This window comes from Amycolatopsis eburnea (assembly GCF_003937945.1).
GTDB lineage: Bacteria > Actinomycetota > Actinomycetes > Mycobacteriales > Pseudonocardiaceae > Amycolatopsis > Amycolatopsis eburnea.
On the sequence record NZ_RSEC01000062.1, the window covers coordinates 131,898 to 148,333 of the forward strand.

At 72.1% G+C, this 16,436-nt stretch carries 18 protein-coding genes; 15 read left to right on the forward strand and 3 right to left on the reverse strand.

Features of this window, described 5'->3' with window-relative positions; translation table 11 throughout:
• Positions 1–88 precede the first annotated feature (88 nt).
• Complete coding sequence (locus EIY87_RS42805) at positions 89–661, forward strand: arginine repressor (RefSeq protein ID WP_125315719.1); 573 nt, start codon at positions 89–91, stop codon at positions 659–661.
• 48 nt (positions 662–709) lie between these two features.
• On the opposite strand, the gene EIY87_RS42810 is transcribed toward EIY87_RS42805, so the two are convergent.
• Complete coding sequence (locus EIY87_RS42810; RefSeq protein WP_125315720.1) at positions 710–1,498, reverse strand: crotonase/enoyl-CoA hydratase family protein; 789 nt, start codon at positions 1,496–1,498, stop codon at positions 710–712.
• A gap of 62 nt (positions 1,499–1,560) precedes the next feature.
• Between EIY87_RS42810 and EIY87_RS42815 the strand changes: the two genes are divergently transcribed.
• The gene (locus tag EIY87_RS42815; RefSeq protein WP_191984476.1) at positions 1,561–3,177 is read left to right on the forward strand and encodes an acyl-CoA synthetase; all 1,617 of its coding nucleotides are present in this window, start codon (positions 1,561–1,563) and stop codon (positions 3,175–3,177) included.
• A 13-nt stretch (positions 3,178–3,190) separates the two neighbouring features.
• Complete coding sequence (locus tag EIY87_RS42820) at positions 3,191–4,291, forward strand: NAD(P)H-dependent flavin oxidoreductase (RefSeq protein ID WP_125315722.1); 1,101 nt, start codon at positions 3,191–3,193, stop codon at positions 4,289–4,291.
• A 64-nt stretch (positions 4,292–4,355) separates the two neighbouring features.
• Here EIY87_RS42820 and EIY87_RS42825 read toward each other — a convergent pair whose 3' ends face one another.
• Both EIY87_RS42825 and EIY87_RS42830 read right to left on the reverse strand, forming a co-directional pair.
• Positions 4,356–5,156: a S1 family peptidase gene (locus EIY87_RS42825; protein WP_125315723.1), complete on the reverse strand. Its 801-nt coding sequence runs from the start codon at positions 5,154–5,156 to the stop codon at positions 4,356–4,358.
• A gap of 126 nt (positions 5,157–5,282) precedes the next feature.
• Positions 5,283–6,500: an APC family permease gene (locus EIY87_RS42830; protein ID WP_191984477.1), complete on the reverse strand. Its 1,218-nt coding sequence runs from the start codon at positions 6,498–6,500 to the stop codon at positions 5,283–5,285.
• Positions 6,501–6,580: 80 nt separating this feature from the next.
• Between EIY87_RS42830 and EIY87_RS42835 the strand changes: the two genes are divergently transcribed.
• From EIY87_RS42835 to EIY87_RS42890, 12 genes are all read left to right on the forward strand, one after another.
• Positions 6,581–7,357 (forward strand): GntR family transcriptional regulator, encoded by a 777-nt coding sequence (locus tag EIY87_RS42835; protein WP_125315725.1) that lies wholly within the window; start codon positions 6,581–6,583, stop codon positions 7,355–7,357.
• A gap of 94 nt (positions 7,358–7,451) precedes the next feature.
• Positions 7,452–7,694 (forward strand): DoxX family protein, encoded by a 243-nt coding sequence (locus EIY87_RS42840; RefSeq protein ID WP_263855662.1) that lies wholly within the window; start codon positions 7,452–7,454, stop codon positions 7,692–7,694.
• Positions 7,695–7,797: 103 nt separating this feature from the next.
• Positions 7,798–8,916 carry a TIGR03364 family FAD-dependent oxidoreductase gene (locus tag EIY87_RS42845; protein WP_125315727.1) on the forward strand — a complete coding sequence of 373 codons (1,119 nt, stop codon included), beginning with the start codon at positions 7,798–7,800 and terminating at the stop codon, positions 8,914–8,916.
• Positions 8,913–9,575: a phosphonatase-like hydrolase gene (locus EIY87_RS42850; RefSeq protein WP_125315728.1), complete on the forward strand. Its 663-nt coding sequence runs from the start codon at positions 8,913–8,915 to the stop codon at positions 9,573–9,575. The genes EIY87_RS42845 and EIY87_RS42850 overlap by 4 nt, the downstream gene beginning before the upstream one ends.
• Entirely contained in the window at positions 9,572–10,579 is a 1,008-nt protein-coding gene (locus EIY87_RS42855) for a 2-aminoethylphosphonate ABC transporter substrate-binding protein (RefSeq protein WP_125315729.1), read from the forward strand. Before EIY87_RS42850 ends, EIY87_RS42855 begins: the two co-directional genes overlap by 4 nt.
• On the forward strand, positions 10,576–11,625 hold the full coding sequence (locus EIY87_RS42860; RefSeq protein ID WP_125315730.1) for an ABC transporter ATP-binding protein: 1,050 nt from the start codon (positions 10,576–10,578) through the stop codon (positions 11,623–11,625). Before EIY87_RS42855 ends, EIY87_RS42860 begins: the two co-directional genes overlap by 4 nt.
• Positions 11,598–12,425 (forward strand): 2-aminoethylphosphonate ABC transporter permease subunit, encoded by an 828-nt coding sequence (locus EIY87_RS42865; RefSeq protein WP_125315731.1) that lies wholly within the window; start codon positions 11,598–11,600, stop codon positions 12,423–12,425. The genes EIY87_RS42860 and EIY87_RS42865 overlap by 28 nt, the downstream gene beginning before the upstream one ends.
• Entirely contained in the window at positions 12,403–13,200 is a 798-nt protein-coding gene (locus tag EIY87_RS42870; RefSeq protein WP_125315732.1) for an ABC transporter permease, read from the forward strand. Before EIY87_RS42865 ends, EIY87_RS42870 begins: the two co-directional genes overlap by 23 nt.
• Positions 13,201–13,236: 36 nt before the next feature.
• Positions 13,237–13,722 carry a hypothetical protein gene (locus EIY87_RS42875; protein ID WP_125315733.1) on the forward strand — a complete coding sequence of 162 codons (486 nt, stop codon included), beginning with the start codon at positions 13,237–13,239 and terminating at the stop codon, positions 13,720–13,722.
• 190 nt (positions 13,723–13,912) lie between these two features.
• Complete coding sequence (locus EIY87_RS42880; RefSeq protein ID WP_125315915.1) at positions 13,913–14,410, forward strand: hypothetical protein; 498 nt, start codon at positions 13,913–13,915, stop codon at positions 14,408–14,410.
• Positions 14,411–14,433: 23 nt separating this feature from the next.
• Positions 14,434–14,871: an SRPBCC family protein gene (locus tag EIY87_RS42885; protein ID WP_125315734.1), complete on the forward strand. Its 438-nt coding sequence runs from the start codon at positions 14,434–14,436 to the stop codon at positions 14,869–14,871.
• A gap of 66 nt (positions 14,872–14,937) precedes the next feature.
• Entirely contained in the window at positions 14,938–16,335 is a 1,398-nt protein-coding gene (locus EIY87_RS42890) for an MFS transporter (RefSeq protein WP_225440395.1), read from the forward strand.
• Positions 16,336–16,436: the final 101 nt, after the last annotated feature.

The following is a 16,436-nucleotide window of genomic DNA, read 5'->3' on the forward strand; positions in this document are numbered from 1 at the left end:
ATCATCCAGGTTTTCCCCGTCCGCCGGTGGCCGGTCGGAGAATTTCCGCCGTCCGAAGCAACGAGCGTTGGTACGGAAGGGGAGATCGATGCGAGGAAAGATCGGCGTCGTGGCCGGCGTCGCGCTGGTGGCCTTGGTGACGGGGGTGACCGGCGCGGGCGCGGCGGGCCGGCCGGACTTCGCGGCGCAGGCACAATCGGCCGGGCTGACCCGCGCCCAGGGCGCCGAGCTGCAGGCCGAGGTCGACCGCGACCTGGCCGCCCTCGGCGGGGTCCAGGTGGCGGCGAACAAGATCACCACGGCGGACGGCGCCACGGTGCTGTACCCGCTGCCGGGCGAGAAGTACGCCCACGAGCTGGGCGACGGCCTGGACGGCAACGCGGTGACGACGGCCGCCGACGCCTGCCCGTACTACAACTTCTGCGGGTTCCCCGGGGCCAAGTACACGGGCAAGCGGTGGACCAAGTCGAACTGCGGTGTGTACAACGAGATCCCGGACGGCTGGAACAGCGGCGGTTCCTGGATCAACAACCAGTCGCACCACTTCACGTCGAGCATGTTCAACAAGAAGCACTACCACGTGTTCACGACCGACCCGGCGCCCAGCAACGACGCTTACGGCGACTGGGGACCCGTCTGGTACGTCATGAACAACTGCTGAGGCGGGGGAGGGGAGGCCGGGGCTCGCGGGCCCCGGCCTTTTCCGCGCTCAGCGGCCGTTGAAGTCGGGCTTCCGCTTCTCGCTGAACGCCCGTGGCCCCTCCTTGGCGTCCTCCGACGCGAACACCTCGATCCCGTACTGCGAGTCCAGCTTGAAGGCCTCCTCCTCGTGCAGGCCCTCGGTGTCCCGGATCGTCCGCAGGATCGCCCGCACCGCGAGCGGCCCGTTGGCGTTGACCAGCGAAGCCAGCTCCAGGGCCTTCGTGAGCGCGGAACCGTCCGGCACCACGTGGCCGATCAAGCCGATGGCCAAGGCTTCGGAAGCGGACAGATGACGGCCGGTCAGCAGGATGTCCGCCGCGACCGTGTACGGGATCTGCCGGGGCAGCCGCACCGCCGACCCACCCATCGGGAACAGCCCCCATCGCGCCTCCGACACCCCGAACCGGGCCGACTCGCCGGCCACCCGGATGTCGGTCCCCTGGAGGATCTCCGTGCCGCCCGCGATCGCCGGGCCCTCGACCGCCGCGATCAGCGGCTTCGTCAACCGGCGGCCCTTCAGCAGGCCCGGGATGCTCGACGGGTCGAACTTGCCCGACGCGAACGACTCCGACGGCGAGTTCCGCGACATCGACTTCAGGTCCGCGCCCGCGCAGAACGCGCCGCCCGCGCCGGTCAGGACGCAGCTGCGGATCGAGTCGTCCGAATCGACGCGGTCCCAGGCCTCGACCATGATCGACATCATCTCGCCGGTGATCGCGTTGCGCGCCTCGGGCCGGTTCATCGTGACGATCAGGGTCTGCCCCTCTTGCGAAACCAGCGCGTGCGGTTCACCCACGGAAGACCTCCTGAAGGAGCAGTGCCATTGCCCAGAACGATAACATGTTCTACTTTGGGGGCGTGGCACTCAACATCGCGGATCTTCTGGAGCACGCCGTCGACGCCGTGCCGGAGCGCGTCGCGGTCGTGTGCGGCGACCGGCGGGTCACCTTCGCCGAACTGGAGGCGCGGGCCAACCGGCTCGCCCACCACCTCGCCGCGCACGGCGTGGGACGCGGGTCCCACATCGGGGTCTATTCCCGCAACTCGATCGAGGCCCTGGAGGCGATGATCGCGGCGTACAAGCTGCGCGCGATCGCCGTCAACGTCAACTACCGCTACGTCCACGGCGAGCTGGTCTACCTCTTCAACGACGCCGAGATCGTCGCGCTCGTGCACGAGAGAAGCTACGCCGACAAGGTCGCCGCCGTCCTGCCCGAGACGCCCAAACTGAAACACGTTGTCGTGATCGACGACGGCACGGACGGCGACTACGGGAGCTACGGCGGAGTCGACTACGAGGCCGCGCTCGAGGCGGAAAGCCCGGAGCGCGACTTCGAGGAGCGGTCGGGCGACGACCGCTACATCCTCTACACCGGCGGCACCACGGGCTACCCCAAGGGCGTGCTCTGGCGCCAGGAAGACGTCTGGCGCGCGCTCGGCGGCGGGATCAACTTCGTCACCGGCGAGTACATCCCCGACGAGTGGACGCTCGCCGAGCAGGGCAAGGCCGGGAGCCTGACCCGGCTGCCCGCCGCGCCGCTGATCCACGGCGCCGCGCAGTGGGCCGCGTTCGGGGCGCTGTTCACCGGCAGCCCGGTCGTGTTCGTGCCGCGTTTCGACGCCCACGAGATCTGGAAAGCCGTGCAGGACAACAAGGTCCAGGTCCTCACGATCGTCGGCGACGCGATGGCGCGGCCGCTGATCGAGGCCTTCCGCGAGGGCGATTACGACGCGTCGTCGCTCGTCGCCGTCTCCAGCCACGCCGCGCTGTTCTCGCAGTCGGTGAAGCAGGAGTTCGTCGAGCTGGTGCCGAACGCCGTGATCACCGACGCGATCGGCTCGTCGGAAAGCGGCTTCACCGGGATCGGCATGGTCGGCAAGGACTCCGACCACAGCGCCGGCCCGCGGGTCAGCTTCGGCAAGGACGCGATCCTCGTCGACGACGACGGCAACCTCGTCGAGCCGGCGCCCGGCGCGGTCGGGCTGATCGCCCGCCGCGGGCACGTCCCGCTCGGCTACTACGGCGATCCGGAGAAGAGCAAGAAGATCTTCGTCGAGGTCGGCGGCGCCCGGTACGTCGTCCCGGGCGACTACGCCCGCTACGAGGAGGACGGCACGGTCACGCTGCTCGGCCGCGGCTCCCAGTGCGTCAACACCGGCGGCGAGAAGGTTTACCCGGAGGAGGTCGAGGGGGCGCTCAAGTCGCACCCCGACGTCTTCGACGCCCTGGTCATCGGCGTCCCGGACGAGCGGCTCGGCCAGCGCGTCGCCGCCGTCGTCCAGCTGCGGGACGGCGCCGCGCCGGACCTGGCCGCGCTCGAGGAGCACGTCCGGGGCGAGATCGCCGGGTACAAGGTGCCGCGCACGATCTGGCTGGCCGCCGAGATCGGCCGGTCGCCCAGCGGCAAGCCGGACTACCCGTGGGCCCAGCGCTACGCGGCCGAGCACGAACCGGCCACGGCCCAGCCCGTCTGAGAGGACATCGCAAGTGCGGACACCCCTGTGCGACCGGCTCGGCATCGACCTGCCGATCATCGGGTTCACGCCCTCGGAGCACGTCGCCGCGGCGCTCAGCCGCGCCGGCGGGCTCGGCGTGCTCGGCTGCGTCCGGTTCAACGACGCCGCCGAGCTCGACCGGGTGCTGACCTGGATGGACGAGAACACCGGCGGGAAGCCCTACGGCGTCGACATCGTGATGCCGGCGAAGATCCCGGCCGAAGGCACGCAGGTCGACCTGGCGAAGCACATCCCGGACGGCCACCGCGCGTTCGTCGACCGCGTGCTTCGCGAGTTGTCGGTGCCGCCGCTGCCGGACGACACCGACGAGCGCGCGGGCGTGCTCGGCTGGCTGCACTCGGTCGCGCGGTCGCACGTCGAGGTCGCGCTGAACCACCCGATCAAGCTGATCGCCAACGCGCTCGGCTCGCCGCCTGCCGACATCATCGGCCAGTGCCACGACCGCGGGGTGCCGGTGGCGGCGCTGGCCGGCAAGGCCGAGCACGCGGTCCGGCACGTCGAAAACGGCGTCGACTTCGTTGTCGCGCAAGGCTACGAGGCCGGTGGGCACACCGGCGAAATCGCGTCGATGGTGCTGGTGCCGGAAATCGTCGACGCCGTCGACGTGCCGGTGCTCGCGGCCGGCGGGATCGGGTCCGGGCGGCAGATGGCCGCGGCGCTCGCGCTCGGCGCGTCCGGCGTCTGGATGGGCTCGATGTGGCTGGCCACGCAGGAGTACCTGCAGACGATGGGCGAGTCGGTGGCCATGCAGCAGGCGCTCGTCGCGGCGACCTCGGCGGACACCGTGCGGACGCGGATCTACACCGGCAAGCCCGCGCGGCTGCTCAAGACCCGCTGGACCGAGGCGTGGGCCGCGCCGGACGCGCCCGAGCCGTTGCCGATGCCGCTGCAGAACCTGCTGGTTTCCCACGCGCACAACCGGATCCACGCGGCGAACGACCCGACCGTCGTGTCGATGCCGGTCGGGCAGATCGTCGGCCGGATGAACTCCGTCCGCCCGGTCGCCGACGTCGTCGCGGACCTGGTCTCCGGCTACGAAGAAGCACTGTCCCGTTTGGACAAGACCCGCTGAAAAGCCGTGAAGGCCTCCTTACCGGCGTTTATGACCGGTAAGGAGGCCTTCACGGACTTGCGGGTTACAGGGTGGCGGCGGCCGCGGCGATCTTCGACGCGAACGTGCTCACCTCGGTGTAGACGCCGGGGGCGTGCGGCCGGGCGCAGCCGTCACCCCAGCTGACGATGCCGACCTGGATCCACGCGTTGTTCGCGTCGCGGCGGAACATCGGGCCGCCCGAGTCGCCCTGGCAGGTGTCGACGCCGCCGGCGGTCAGGTTGCCGGCGCAGATCTCCGCGCTCGGGATCAGGTCGGGGTAGCTGCCGCCCTGGGCCTGGCAGGTGGCGTCCGAAACGAACGGGACGGTCGCCTTGAGCAGGTACCGCTGCTGCGCGCCGCCCTCGGTGGCCGCACCCCAGCCGGCCACGGTGAACGTGCCGCTGTTGTACGCCGTCGTCGTCGCGATCGGCAGCGTCGAGAGGCCGCTGACGGGGCTCGCGAGCTTGATCAGCGCCCAGTCGCCGCCGGTCGAGGTGCCGTAGGTGGGGGACTGGTAGACGTAGGTCGAGCGGATCTTCTGCGCGCTCGAGCTCTGCAGGTCGACGACGCCGACGGTCGCCGTGATCGAGGTGTTGGCCCCGGTCCGGCTGACGCAGTGCGCGGCGGTCAGCACGATCTGCTTGGTGTAGAGCGCCCCGCCGCAGCCCATGGAAAGCCGGACCATGAACGGGAACTCGCCCTGGGCGGCCCGGGTCCCGCCGACGACGTCGGTGGACGGCGGCTGCGCGGCGATCGCCGGCGTGGCGAACGACGCGGCCACGGCGACCGCGGCCACCGCGGTGGTGACGTTTCTGAGCAGGGTGAACCAGCGCTTGGTAGCCAAGGGGGATCAGTCCTTCCAGTGTCCACTGTGGAAGCCGTCGCCGTGAGCGGCTCCATGACTACACCAGGTGGTCGCAGACCGGGACAACCAACTTTCTTCGGATCTTTCGGGCGGTTGGGTGATTTCTCACCGCCTGATCCGGCGAACGCCGTAGGCCGATGCGCCGAGCAACAACGCGGCGCAGCCGGCCAGCACGGACGGCAGTGGCAGGCTGAACGCCAGCACCACGCACCCGGCCAGGCCCGGCACGGCGGCGATCCGGGCTGTCCCCCGGAGCGTGAACGCGGCCGCGTTGGCGATCGCGTAGTACGTCAGGACCGCGAAGGACGAGAAGCCGATCGCCGCGCGCAGGTCGATCGACGCGGCGAGCACGGCCACGACCAGCCCGACGGTGAGCTCGGCCCGGTGCGGCACCTGGTAGCGGGGGTGCACGGCGGCGAGGAACCGGGGGAGGTGGCCGTCGCGGCTCATCGCCAGCGTCGTGCGCGAAACGCCGAGGATGAGCGCGAGCAGCGAGCCGAGCGCCGCGATGGCGGCGCCGGCCCGGACCACCGGGGCGAGCCACCCGGGGACGGCCGCGGCGATCGGGTCCGGGCTCGCGGCGAGCGCGCTCGGGCCGAGCCGCACGAGCAGCAGCACCGCCAGCGCCGCGTAGACGACGAGGGTGATGCCCAGCGCCAGAGGGATGGCACGGGGGATGGTCCGGGCCGGGTCGCGGACCTCCTCGCCGAGCGTCGCCAGCCGCGCGTACCCGGCGAAGGCGAAGAAGAGCAGGCCGGCCGCTTCGAGCACGCCGCCGCCCCCGGGCCAGGCGAAGAGCGGCCCGCCCGCGGACGGGCCGGTGGCCATCGCCACGCCCGCGGCGGTGAGCACGAGCAGGGTGCACGACACGATCACCCGGGTCGCCAGCGCGGACCGGTGCACGCCGAAGTAGTTGACGGTCGTGAGCGCGGCGACCACCGCGACGGCGAGCAGGCTCCGCCACGGCTGCCCGAGCCCCGGCGCGGCGTAGGCGACGACGGTCAGCGTCATCGCGGCGCAGCTGGCCGTCTTCCCGGTGACGAATCCCCACCCGGCGAGGTATCCCCAGAATTCACCGAGCCTTTCCCGGCCGTAAACGTAGGTCCCGCCGGATTCGGGGTGAATCGCGGCGAGCCGCGCCGAAGACGTCGCATTGCAGTAAGCGACGACGGCCGCGACGACGAGCGCGAGCAGCAGCCCGCTCCCCGCGGCCCGCGCGGCCGGCGCGAACGCGGCGAACACGCCGGCCCCGATCATCGAGCCGAGGCCCAGGAAAACGGCGTCGGCCAGGCCGAGCCGGCGGGCGAGCGGGGTCGGGCGCATCCGGGTGATCCTCCTTGTTTCGCACGTGTTGCGCGCCACAGCGAACCACGGTGCACAGGGAACCGAATAGGGTCGATTCCGTGCCCGCCCCTTCACGCCATTCCCGCCTGTCCGCCGACGGCCCCGTCCTCGACGGGATTCCCGAGCACGGCCGCGTCCCGCGTTACTACGCGGTGAAGGTCGAACTGCTGGCGGTGATCGCGGAACTCGGCGAAGGCGCGGTGCTGCCCACGGAACGGGAATTGTGCGAACGGTTCGAAGTGTCGAGGGCGACGGTACGGCAGGCGGTGAGCGAACTGGTGCTGGAGGGCAAGCTCAGCCGCCGCCAGGGGAGCGGCACCTACGTCGCCGGCCCGAAGCTCGTCCAGCCGCTGGCCCTGGTCAGCTACACGGAGGGGTTGCGCCGCCAGGGCATCCGCCCGGGCCGCAACGTGATCACGCTCGAACGGCGCCTCGCGGGCAGCGCGCTGGCCGCCGACCTCCAGGTCACGGCGGACGCCGAAGTCTTCCACCTCGAGCGCGTGCTGCTGGCCGACGAGGAACGCGTCGGGCTGGAGTCGACATATCTGCTCGTCGAGCGTTTCCCGGACCTGCTGGACGTGTTCGACCCGGAGCAGTCGCTGTACGCGTGCCTGAGCGAACGGCTCGGGGTCGTGTTCGACGGGGCCGAGGAGCGGGTCGAGACGGTGCTGGCGACGCCGCGGGAGGCCCTGCTGATCGGCACCAACCCGGCCCTGCCGATGCTGCTCATGCACCGGGTTTCGTGGGGCCCGGACGGCGTGCCGTTCGAGCGGGTTCGGTCGCTGTACCGGGGTGACCGGCTGAGCTTCACGACCCGGCTGGGCCGCACGGACTGACCGGCCCAAGCGCCCCAATGTGGCGTTCGGTGCGTCAGACGCACCGAACGCCACATTGGGTGCGCTGGATGCAACCAACGCCACATTGGGGTGCTTGCCGGGGCGCGCGATCTGCGAGCTGTTCGCGGCGGTCGGGCTGATCCTGCCGGTGCTGCTCGGCGTCGCGCCGTCCTTGACCGGCTGGGCCGCGGCCGGGCTGGCCGTGGTCATGGTCGGGGCGATGGCGATGCACGGCAGGCTGGCGATCGTGCAGCACAAGGCGGCCGAGTGGCGGAACGTCGGGATCAACGTCGCGCTGCTCGCGATCGCCGTGTTCGTCGCCGCCGGACGGCTGTAGGTAACGATGAGATAACTCATCCGGTCCAATATTCGGAGCCACTTCACGCTCCGTTAGCCGTCGGGTCAGCCGTCGTTGGCGCGCGGCCGACAGCGTGTGCGGCGTGCGAATCCTCATCGTGGGTGGTGGCGTGCTCGGCACGCTGCACGCCTGGCAGGCCGTCGAGCGCGGCCACGACGTCGTCCAGCTCGAACGCGAACCCGAGGCCCGGGGCGCGTCCGTGCGCAACTTCGGCCTGGTCTGGGTCGGCGGCCGGGCGTCCGGTGCCGAACTGGAGACCGCGCGGCGGGCGCGGCTGCTGTGGGAGCGGATCGGTGAGCGCGTCCCGGCGCTCGGCTTCCGCGCCAACGGCTCGCTGACCGTCGTCCGGACCGACGCCGAACTCGCCGTCGCCCGCGAAGCCGCCGAAGGGCCCGAAGCCGCCGAACGCGGGTACAAGCTCCTTGACGCCACCGAGGTTCGCGCGCTGAACCCCGCGCTGCGCGGGGACTTCCGGGGCGCGCTGTGGTGCGAGCGCGACGCCGCCGTCGAGCCGCGGACCGCGCAGCCCGCGCTGCGGGCCGAACTCGCGAAGACCGGCCGCTACACCTGGCGGCCCGGGCGCGAGGTCCGGCACCTGAGCGCCACCGGCGTCGTCGACGACCACGGGGAGCGGCACGACGGTGACGTCGTCCTGTTCTGCACCGGCGCCCGGACCGGCGGCTTGGTGCGCGAGCTGGCCGGCGACCCGCCGGTGCGGCGCGTGCGGCTGCAGATGGCCCAGACCGAACCGCTCGGCGAACAGCTCACCACCAGCGTCGCCGACGGCGACAGCTTCCGCTACTACCCGGCCTACCGCGGCGCCGCGCTCGACGCGCTGGCCGGAACCCAGCCCCAGGGCGACGTCGCCGCCGCCCACCGCATGCAGCTGCTGCTCGTCCAGCGGCTCGACGGCTCGCTCACCGTCGGTGACACCCACGAGTACGACGAGCCGTTCGCCTTCGACGTCACCGAAGACCCCTACGCGCACCTCGCCGACGTCGCCGGGGCCCTGCTCGGGCGCCCCCTGCCACCGATCCGCCGCCGTTGGGCGGGGGTGTACGCGCAGACAGCCGATCCCGGCCGGATCGTGCACCGCGCGCGCGTCGCGGACAACGCCTTCCTGGTCACCGGGCCGGGCGGGCGCGGCATGACCTGCTCGCCCGCCATCGCCGAAGACACCGCCGAGGAGCTGGACCTGTGACCCCCGAACTCGTCGTGCTCGACATGGCGGGCACGACCGTCGCCGACGACGGCCTCGTCGTGCGGGCCTTCACCGAAGCCATCCGCGCCGCCGGCGTGCCCGCCGAGCGCTACCCCGAGATGCTGCAGTACGTCCTCGACACCATGGGCCAGTCGAAGATCGCCGTCTTCCGCGCCCTCCTCGGCGACGAAAGCCCAGCGCGGCAAGCGAACGCGGCCTTCGAGGCCGCCTACGGGAAGCTGGTGGGGGAGAGCAAGCCGATCCCCGGCGCCGAAGCCGTCATCCGCGGCCTGCGCGAGAACGGCGTGAAGGTCGCCTTCACCACCGGTTTCGCGCCCGCGACCCAGCAGGCCATCCTCGACGCCCTCGGCTGGCGCGACCTCGCCGACCTCGCGCTCGCGCCCGGCGACGGCGTCCGCGGCCGCCCGTTCCCCGACCTCGTCCTCGCCGCGGCGCTGCGGCTCGAAGTCACCGACGTGCGGCGGATCGCCGTCGTCGGCGACACCGCTTCGGACGTCCTGTGCGGCCTGCGCTCGGGCGCGTCCGTCGTCGCGGGCGTGCTGACCGGCGCCGGCCGCCGCGAAGACCTCGCCGAAGCCACCCACGTCCTCGACTCCGTCTCCGACCTCCCCGCCGTGCTCGAAGGAGAACCCCGATGAAGAAGACCCTGGCCACCGTCCTCGCGGTGGCGCTGACCGCCCTGCTCGCCGCGTGCGGGGGCACCGGCGCCGCGTCCGCCGGCGGCAAGACCGTCACCGTGTACACAGTGGACGGACTGGAAGACTGGTACACCGCCCGGTTCGCCGAGTTCAAGCAGCAGACCGGCGTCACGGTCCAGGCCGTCACCGCCGGCTCCGGTGAGGTCGCTTCGCGCGTGGAGAAGGAAAAGGCGAACACCCAGGCGGACGTCCTCGTCACGCTGCCGCCGTTCATCCAGCGCGTCGCCGGCCTGCTGCAGCCCTACACCCCGCGGGGCGCGGACCAGGTGTCGGACAAGGACCCGCAGGGCCGCTTCGCCGCGATGATGAACAACTACCTCAGCTTCATCCGCAACCCGGCGGCCACGCCGAAGACGTGGGACGACCTCCTCGACCCGAAGCTCAAGGGCAAGGTCCAGTACTCGACGCCCGGCGAGGCGGGCGACGGCACCGCCGTGCTCCTGCAGCTGCAGCACGTCCTCGGCGAGCAGGGCGCGCTCGACTACCTCGGCAAGCTCGAAGCGAACAACGCCGGGCCGTCGTCCTCGACCGGCAAGCTGCAGCCGAAGGTGGCCAAGGGCGAGCTGCTGGTGGCCAACGGCGACGTCCAGATGAACCTCGCCGAGATCGCCAAGAGCGGTGGCTTCGAGGTGTTCTTCCCCGCCGACGCCCAGGGCAAGCGCTCGACGTTCGCGCTGCCGTACTACGCCGGGCTCGTCACGAACGCGCCGCACGCCGACGAAGCGAAGAAGCTCCTCGATTTCCTGTTCTCGCCGGAGGTCCAGGCCAAGGCCGCCGACGCCTACGGCATCCCGGCACGCGCCGACGTCACCGCGACCGGCGCGAACGCGGCGAAGATCAAGGCCGCGCTCGACGGCGTCGAGATCTGGCAGCCGGACTGGACCGCCGTACTCGGCAAGCTCGACGCCGACCTGGCCGCCTACAAGAAGGCCGTCGGCCGGTGACGCCGTCCGTCGAGTTCCGCGGGGTGTCCGTCCACTTCGGACGGACCACCGCGCTGGACTCCCTCGACCTCGCGGTCGGCCGCGGCGAAACCCTCGCCCTGCTCGGGCCGTCCGGCTCCGGCAAGTCCACGGCGCTCAAGGCGCTCGCCGGGTTCGTCCGGCCCAGCGCGGGCCGGGTGTTCCTGAACGGCGAGGACGTCACGGACCTGCCGCCGCACCGGCGCGGTCTCGGCGTCGTCGTCCAGAGTTACGCGCTGTTCCCGCACATGCGCGTCGCCGACAACGTCGCTTTCGGACTCAAGGCGCGGCGGTGGCCGCGGGCCGATGTCGCCGCGCGGGTCGCCGAAGTCCTCGACCTGGTCGGGATGGGCGGCTACGCCCGCCGGTTCCCGCGCGAGCTGTCCGGCGGGCAGCAGCAGCGGGTCGCGCTGGCGAGGGCACTGGCCATCCGGCCCGACGTCCTGCTGCTCGACGAGCCGCTGTCCGCTTTGGACGCCGCGCTGCGCGAGGACATGATCGCGGAACTGCTGCGGCTGCGCGCCGAACTGCCGGACACCACGCTCGTCTACGTCACCCACGACCAGGGCGAAGCGCTCGCGCTGGCCGACCGGATCGCCGTCATGCGCGACTCGCGGCTGGTCGAAACCGGGCCCTGCGAACAGCTTTACCGGCGGCCCGGCTCGGAGTTCACCGCGAGCTTCCTCGGCGCGGCCAACCTCATCCCGGTCGACCTGGTCCGCGCCGGGTCCCCGGCGACCGTCCGGCTCGGCGAGCGCGAGCTGACCGCCGAGCCGACCGCCGCGCTCGGCTCCGGCCCGGTCGCGCTCGGCGTGCGCCCGCACCGCGTCGGCGTCGGCGAACCGGCCGCGGGCACGCTCCCGGCGCTGGTCAAGGCCGTGCAGTGGCGCGGCACCGGCTACCGGCTGGACCTGGTGCTGGCGACCGGCACGACGATCCGGGCCGAGGTCCCCGAGGCGTTCGCCGTCGGCACGGCGGTCGGGGTATCCATCCCGGACGGATGCCCGCTGGTCGGAGCCGGCTCGTGAGTGTCCGGCGGGGCTCGCTGTGGGTGCTGCCGCCGCTGGTGGTCGTCGCGGTGTTCTTCGGGTATCCGCTGGTCCTGGTGGCCGGGCAGTCGCTGACCACGGACCGCGGGCTCGGGTTCGCGGTCTGGGCCGAGGTGCTCGGCTCGGCGGAGTTCCGCGACGCGGCGCTGCAGACGATGCTGCTCGCGCTGGGCGCCACCGCCGGCTGCGTCGTGCTCGGCACGTTCCTCGCCCTGGTCATCGCGTTCGTCCCGTTCCCCGGCGCGCGGACCCTGTCGCGGCTGGTCGACACGGTGCTCGCGTTCCCGTCGTTCCTCATCGCGCTGGCGTTCACGTTCCTCTACGGCAGCGCGGGCGTGTTCGGCGCGGGCGGGTTCCTGTACTCGCCGTGGGGCGTGCTGCTGGCCGAGGTCACGTTCTACACGCCGTTCGTGCTGCGGCCGGCGCTGGCGGCGTTCGGGCAGATCCCCGGCGTGCACCTCGACGTCGCGGCGTCGCTGGGCGCGCGGCCGGGCCGGGTGCTGGGGCGGGTGGTGCTGCCCGCGGCGCTGCCGTCGCTGGCGTCGGGCGCCTGCCTGACGCTGCTGCTCGCGCTCAACGAGTTCGGCATCGTGCTGTTCCTCGGCGCGAAGGGCGTCACGACGCTGCCGATGCTGGTGTACGGCAAGGGGATCGTCACGTTCGACTTCCCGGCGGCGAGCGTCGTCGCGCTGGTCGACGTCGCGCTTTCGCTGCTGTTGTACGGGTGTTACCGGGTGCTGGCGGGAAGGGGGCGCGGTGCTGCTGTGGACGCGGCGTAGCAAGGTGCTGCTGTGGGTGCTGTTCGGCGTGGTGTTCGCGGTCGTCGTCGCGGCCCCGCTGGTGATGATCGTGCTCGCGTCGTTCGCCGGGCACTGGACGGGCGTGCTGCCGGGCGGCCTCACCCTCGGCCACTACGCGGACGCGCTGGCGGGGGAGACGTTCGCGAGCCTGGCGGTGAGCATCCAGACCGGGGTCGTCGCGGGCGCGGCGGCGGTGCTGCTCGGCACGTGGGCGGCGCTGGCCGCGGAGACCGCGCCGCCGCGGCTGCGGCGGCTCGCCGGAACGCTGTTCCACCTGCCGATCGCGGTGCCGTCGGTGGTGCTGGGGCTGGCGCTGCTGGTCGCGTTCAGCCGGCCGCCGCTGGCGTTCAACGGCACCCGCTGGATCGTGCTGCTCGGGCACCTGCTGATCCTGCTGCCGTTCGCCTTCAGCACGGTGTCGGCTGCGCTCACCCGCGTCGACCCGCAGCTCGCGCAGGCCGCGGCGTCGCTCGGCGCCTCCCCCGTCCGGGTGATGCTGCGGGTGCGCGTCCCGGTGCTGCTCCCGGCGATGACGGCGTCGGCGAGCCTCGCGCTGGCGATGTCGATGGGCGAGCTGGGTGCGACGATGATGCTGTACCCGCCGGACTGGCGCACGCTCCCGGCGAGCGTCTTCGCGCTGACCGACCGCGGCCAGGTGTTCCTCGCCTCCGCGGCGACGGTCCTGCTGCTCGGCGTCACCCTCGCCGGGGTGGTGCTGCTGGGCCTGGTCCGCGGCCGGGCGGCGCACCGGTAGGTGCAACCGATCCGGCGTCCGGTCCGTCTGGCAGGTATGCGCACACTGCTGGGTACGGTCCTGCTGCTCCTGACGCTGACCGCCTGCGCGGCCGGTTCGGGCTCCGGGGCGGCGCCGGCGCCGGAGACGCCCGCGACGTCGTCTTCGTCCTCGCTGCCGGGTTCGCCGCCGGTCGCCCCGCCGCCGTCCCAGACGGTCGGCCGCCCCACGCAGGGCATCGCCCCGGGCGACGACGTGATCGCGGAGTCCCAGGTCGACGCGCGTTCCCTGCCCGAGGGCTACCCGCGCAGCCTCACCCGCAGCCTCGACGGCAAGACGATCATCCTCCGGGCCGAGGAGGGCGGCTGCCGCCGCGTCTCGGCCCGCGTCGGTGACCAGACGCCGCAGCAGGTGGTGGTGCTGATCGCGGTCAGCGCGGGGAAGAAGGGCCAGATGTGCCCGGACTACCTCCGCGAGATCACGGTCCCGCTGCCGCTGACCGAGCCGCTCGGCACCCGCACGGTGGTACTCCGCCAGGGCTGACCCCGCCCCGGACGCTGGGAGGGCGGCCCCGGGCAGCCCGGCCCCGCCCTCCCAGACCACCCCGCCACTTTCCCTGCGAAAGCTCCGTCTCGAGCGGAGCTTTCGTGGGGAAAGTGGCGTTTGAGTCGATCTTTCGTGCAACCCCCTGTGGGGGCCGTTCCGTCTTCGGGACATGAGGTACTTAGCGAAGGTGGTCGGGACAGGCGCGTTCCTGCTGATGGCGACGGCCTGCGCCGGCCAGGACATGCCCACCAGCCAGCCCGCTGCCGGGGGTGACTCCGCGGCGCCGACCGGCAGCGTTTCGACGTCGCCGAGCGAGTCGGTGCTGCCGGGGTCGCCGACGGCGAACCCGCCCGGGAAGCCGCGGCTCACCGTGCCCGAAGGCAGTACGCCGGTGCCGCCCGCCAAGATCGACGCCAGCGCGCTGCCCAGCGGCTACCCGCACGAGGTGTGGACCGCCAACGGCGGCACCATCCTCAACATCCGCGCCCAGGAGGGTGGCTGCGGCCACGCCCTCGGCGAGGCGACCGAGCAGGCCGGCGACCACGTCGTCGTGAACCTGAGCGAAACCAAGGCGCAGACCGGCCAGATGTGCACGATGGACATCCGCTACCCGGTGATCTCGGTCGCGCTGGCCGCGCCGCTGGACCAGCGCACGGTGGTGCTGAAGACCACGCCGCCGAAGTGATCACCCTGGCCTAGGCTCGGGTGATGGGCAGCCGCCAGGTCTCACGCACCGCGATCGTCGCCACGACCCCGGAGAAGATCTTCGGGCTCCTGGCCGATCCGGCCCAGCACCCGCTCATCGACGGATCCGGCACGGTCCGGGCCGCCCAGCCGGGCGGCCCGGACCGGCTTTCGCTCGGCGCCACGTTCGGCATGGACATGAAGCTGGGCCCGTCCTACAAGATCCTCAACACCGTGGTGGAGTTCGAAGAGGACCGCCTGATCGCCTGGCGCCATTTCAACGGCCACCGCTGGCGCTGGCGCCTCGAACCGCTCGACGGCGGCCGCACCGAGGTCACCGAGACGTTCGACTGGTCGACGGCGAAGTTCCCGCTGGCCATCACGCTCAGCCCGTTCCCGCGCAAGAACGCCCAGGGCATCGAGAAGACCCTCGCCCGGCTCGCGGAGCTGTTCCCGGCCTGACGGAGGCCGCGCCCAATTAGTTGTACAATGCTTAATATTGTCCGTGCAACTACTTGCGGGGGTGCGGTGCCCCAGCCCGTCCGGCCCCGGGTCGTCCTGGCCGTCTGCTGCCTGAGCCTGTTCATCGTCGGGCTCGACAACACGATCGTGAACCTCGCGCTGCCGTCGATCCGGCACGAACTGGGCGCGTCCGTCGCGAGTCTGCAGTGGACGATCGACGCGTACACGCTCGTCCTGGCGAGCCTGCTCATGCTGTCCGGCTCGACCGCCGACCGGATCGGGCGGCGCCGGACGTTCCAGACCGGGCTCGCGCTGTTCAGCCTCGGCTCGTTGCTGTGCGGCGTCGCGCCCAACGCCGGGACGCTGATCGCCTTCCGTGCGCTGCAGGCCGTCGGCGGGTCGATGCTCAACCCGGTCGCGCTGTCCATCGTCACCAACGTCTTCACCGAACCGCGCGAGCGCGCCCGCGCGATCGGCGTGTGGGCCGGTGTGGTCGGGCTGAGCATGGCGGTCGGGCCGGTGGTCGGCGGCGCGCTCGTCGGCTGGGCCGGCTGGCGCTCGATCTTCTGGATCAACGTCCCGGTCGGCGTCGCCGCGATCGTCCTGACGGCGGTGTTCGTGCCCGAGTCCCGGTCGCCGCACCCGCGCCGGCTCGACCCGGTCGGGCAGCTGCTGGTGATCCTCCTGCTGGCCTCGCTCACCTACGCGATCATCGAAGGCCGCGGCGCGGGCTGGACGTCGCCGGAGATCATCGGCTGCTTCGCCGTGGCCGCGGTCGCGCTCGCCGTCCTGCTGCCGTACGAACGGCGGCGCGTGGATCCATTGCTGGAACTGAGGTTCTTCCGCAGCGTCCCGTTTTCCGGTGCGACGCTCACCGCGGTCACCGGCTTCGCGGCGCTGTCCGGGTTCCTCTTCCTCAACACGCTGTACCTGCAGGACACCCGCGGGTTTTCCGCGCTGCACGCGGGATTGCTGACGCTGCCGATGGCGGCGGTGACGGCGGTGTGCGCGCCGCTGTCGGGCCGCGTGGTCGCCGCGCGCGGGCCGCGGCTGCCGCTGCTGGTCGCCGGCGCGGGGATCGCCCTGTCCGGCGCCGTGCTCGCCGGGATCGGCCCCGCGACGCCGATTCCGGTGCTGGTACTGGGATACGTGTGCTTCGGCGCCGGGTTCGGCATGCTCAACGCGCCGATCACCAACGCCGCGGTGTCCGGGATGCCGCGGGAACGCGCGGGGCTCGCGGCGGCGGTGGCGTCCACCAGCCGCCAGGTCGGGGCTTCCCTGGGCGTGGCGGTGATCGGCGCGGTCGTCGCCGCGGCCTCGCCCGCGGCGGACCGGGTCGCGTGGGTAATCGTCGCCGCCTGCGGAGTTCTCGTGTTCGCGCTGGGCGTGCTCACCACCGGGCGCTGGGCGCTGGCCACGGCGGCGCGCGTCAATGGTTCGGACCACGGCGTACCGGTCGCCTGAGGCCCGCTGTCGAAGCTGTCGAAATTTTCACGGAAACGGTGAACCGCAGGCGTTACCGGCCCGTATCCCAGGGTGAGGTGGTGATCAGAGAGGAGGGGCAC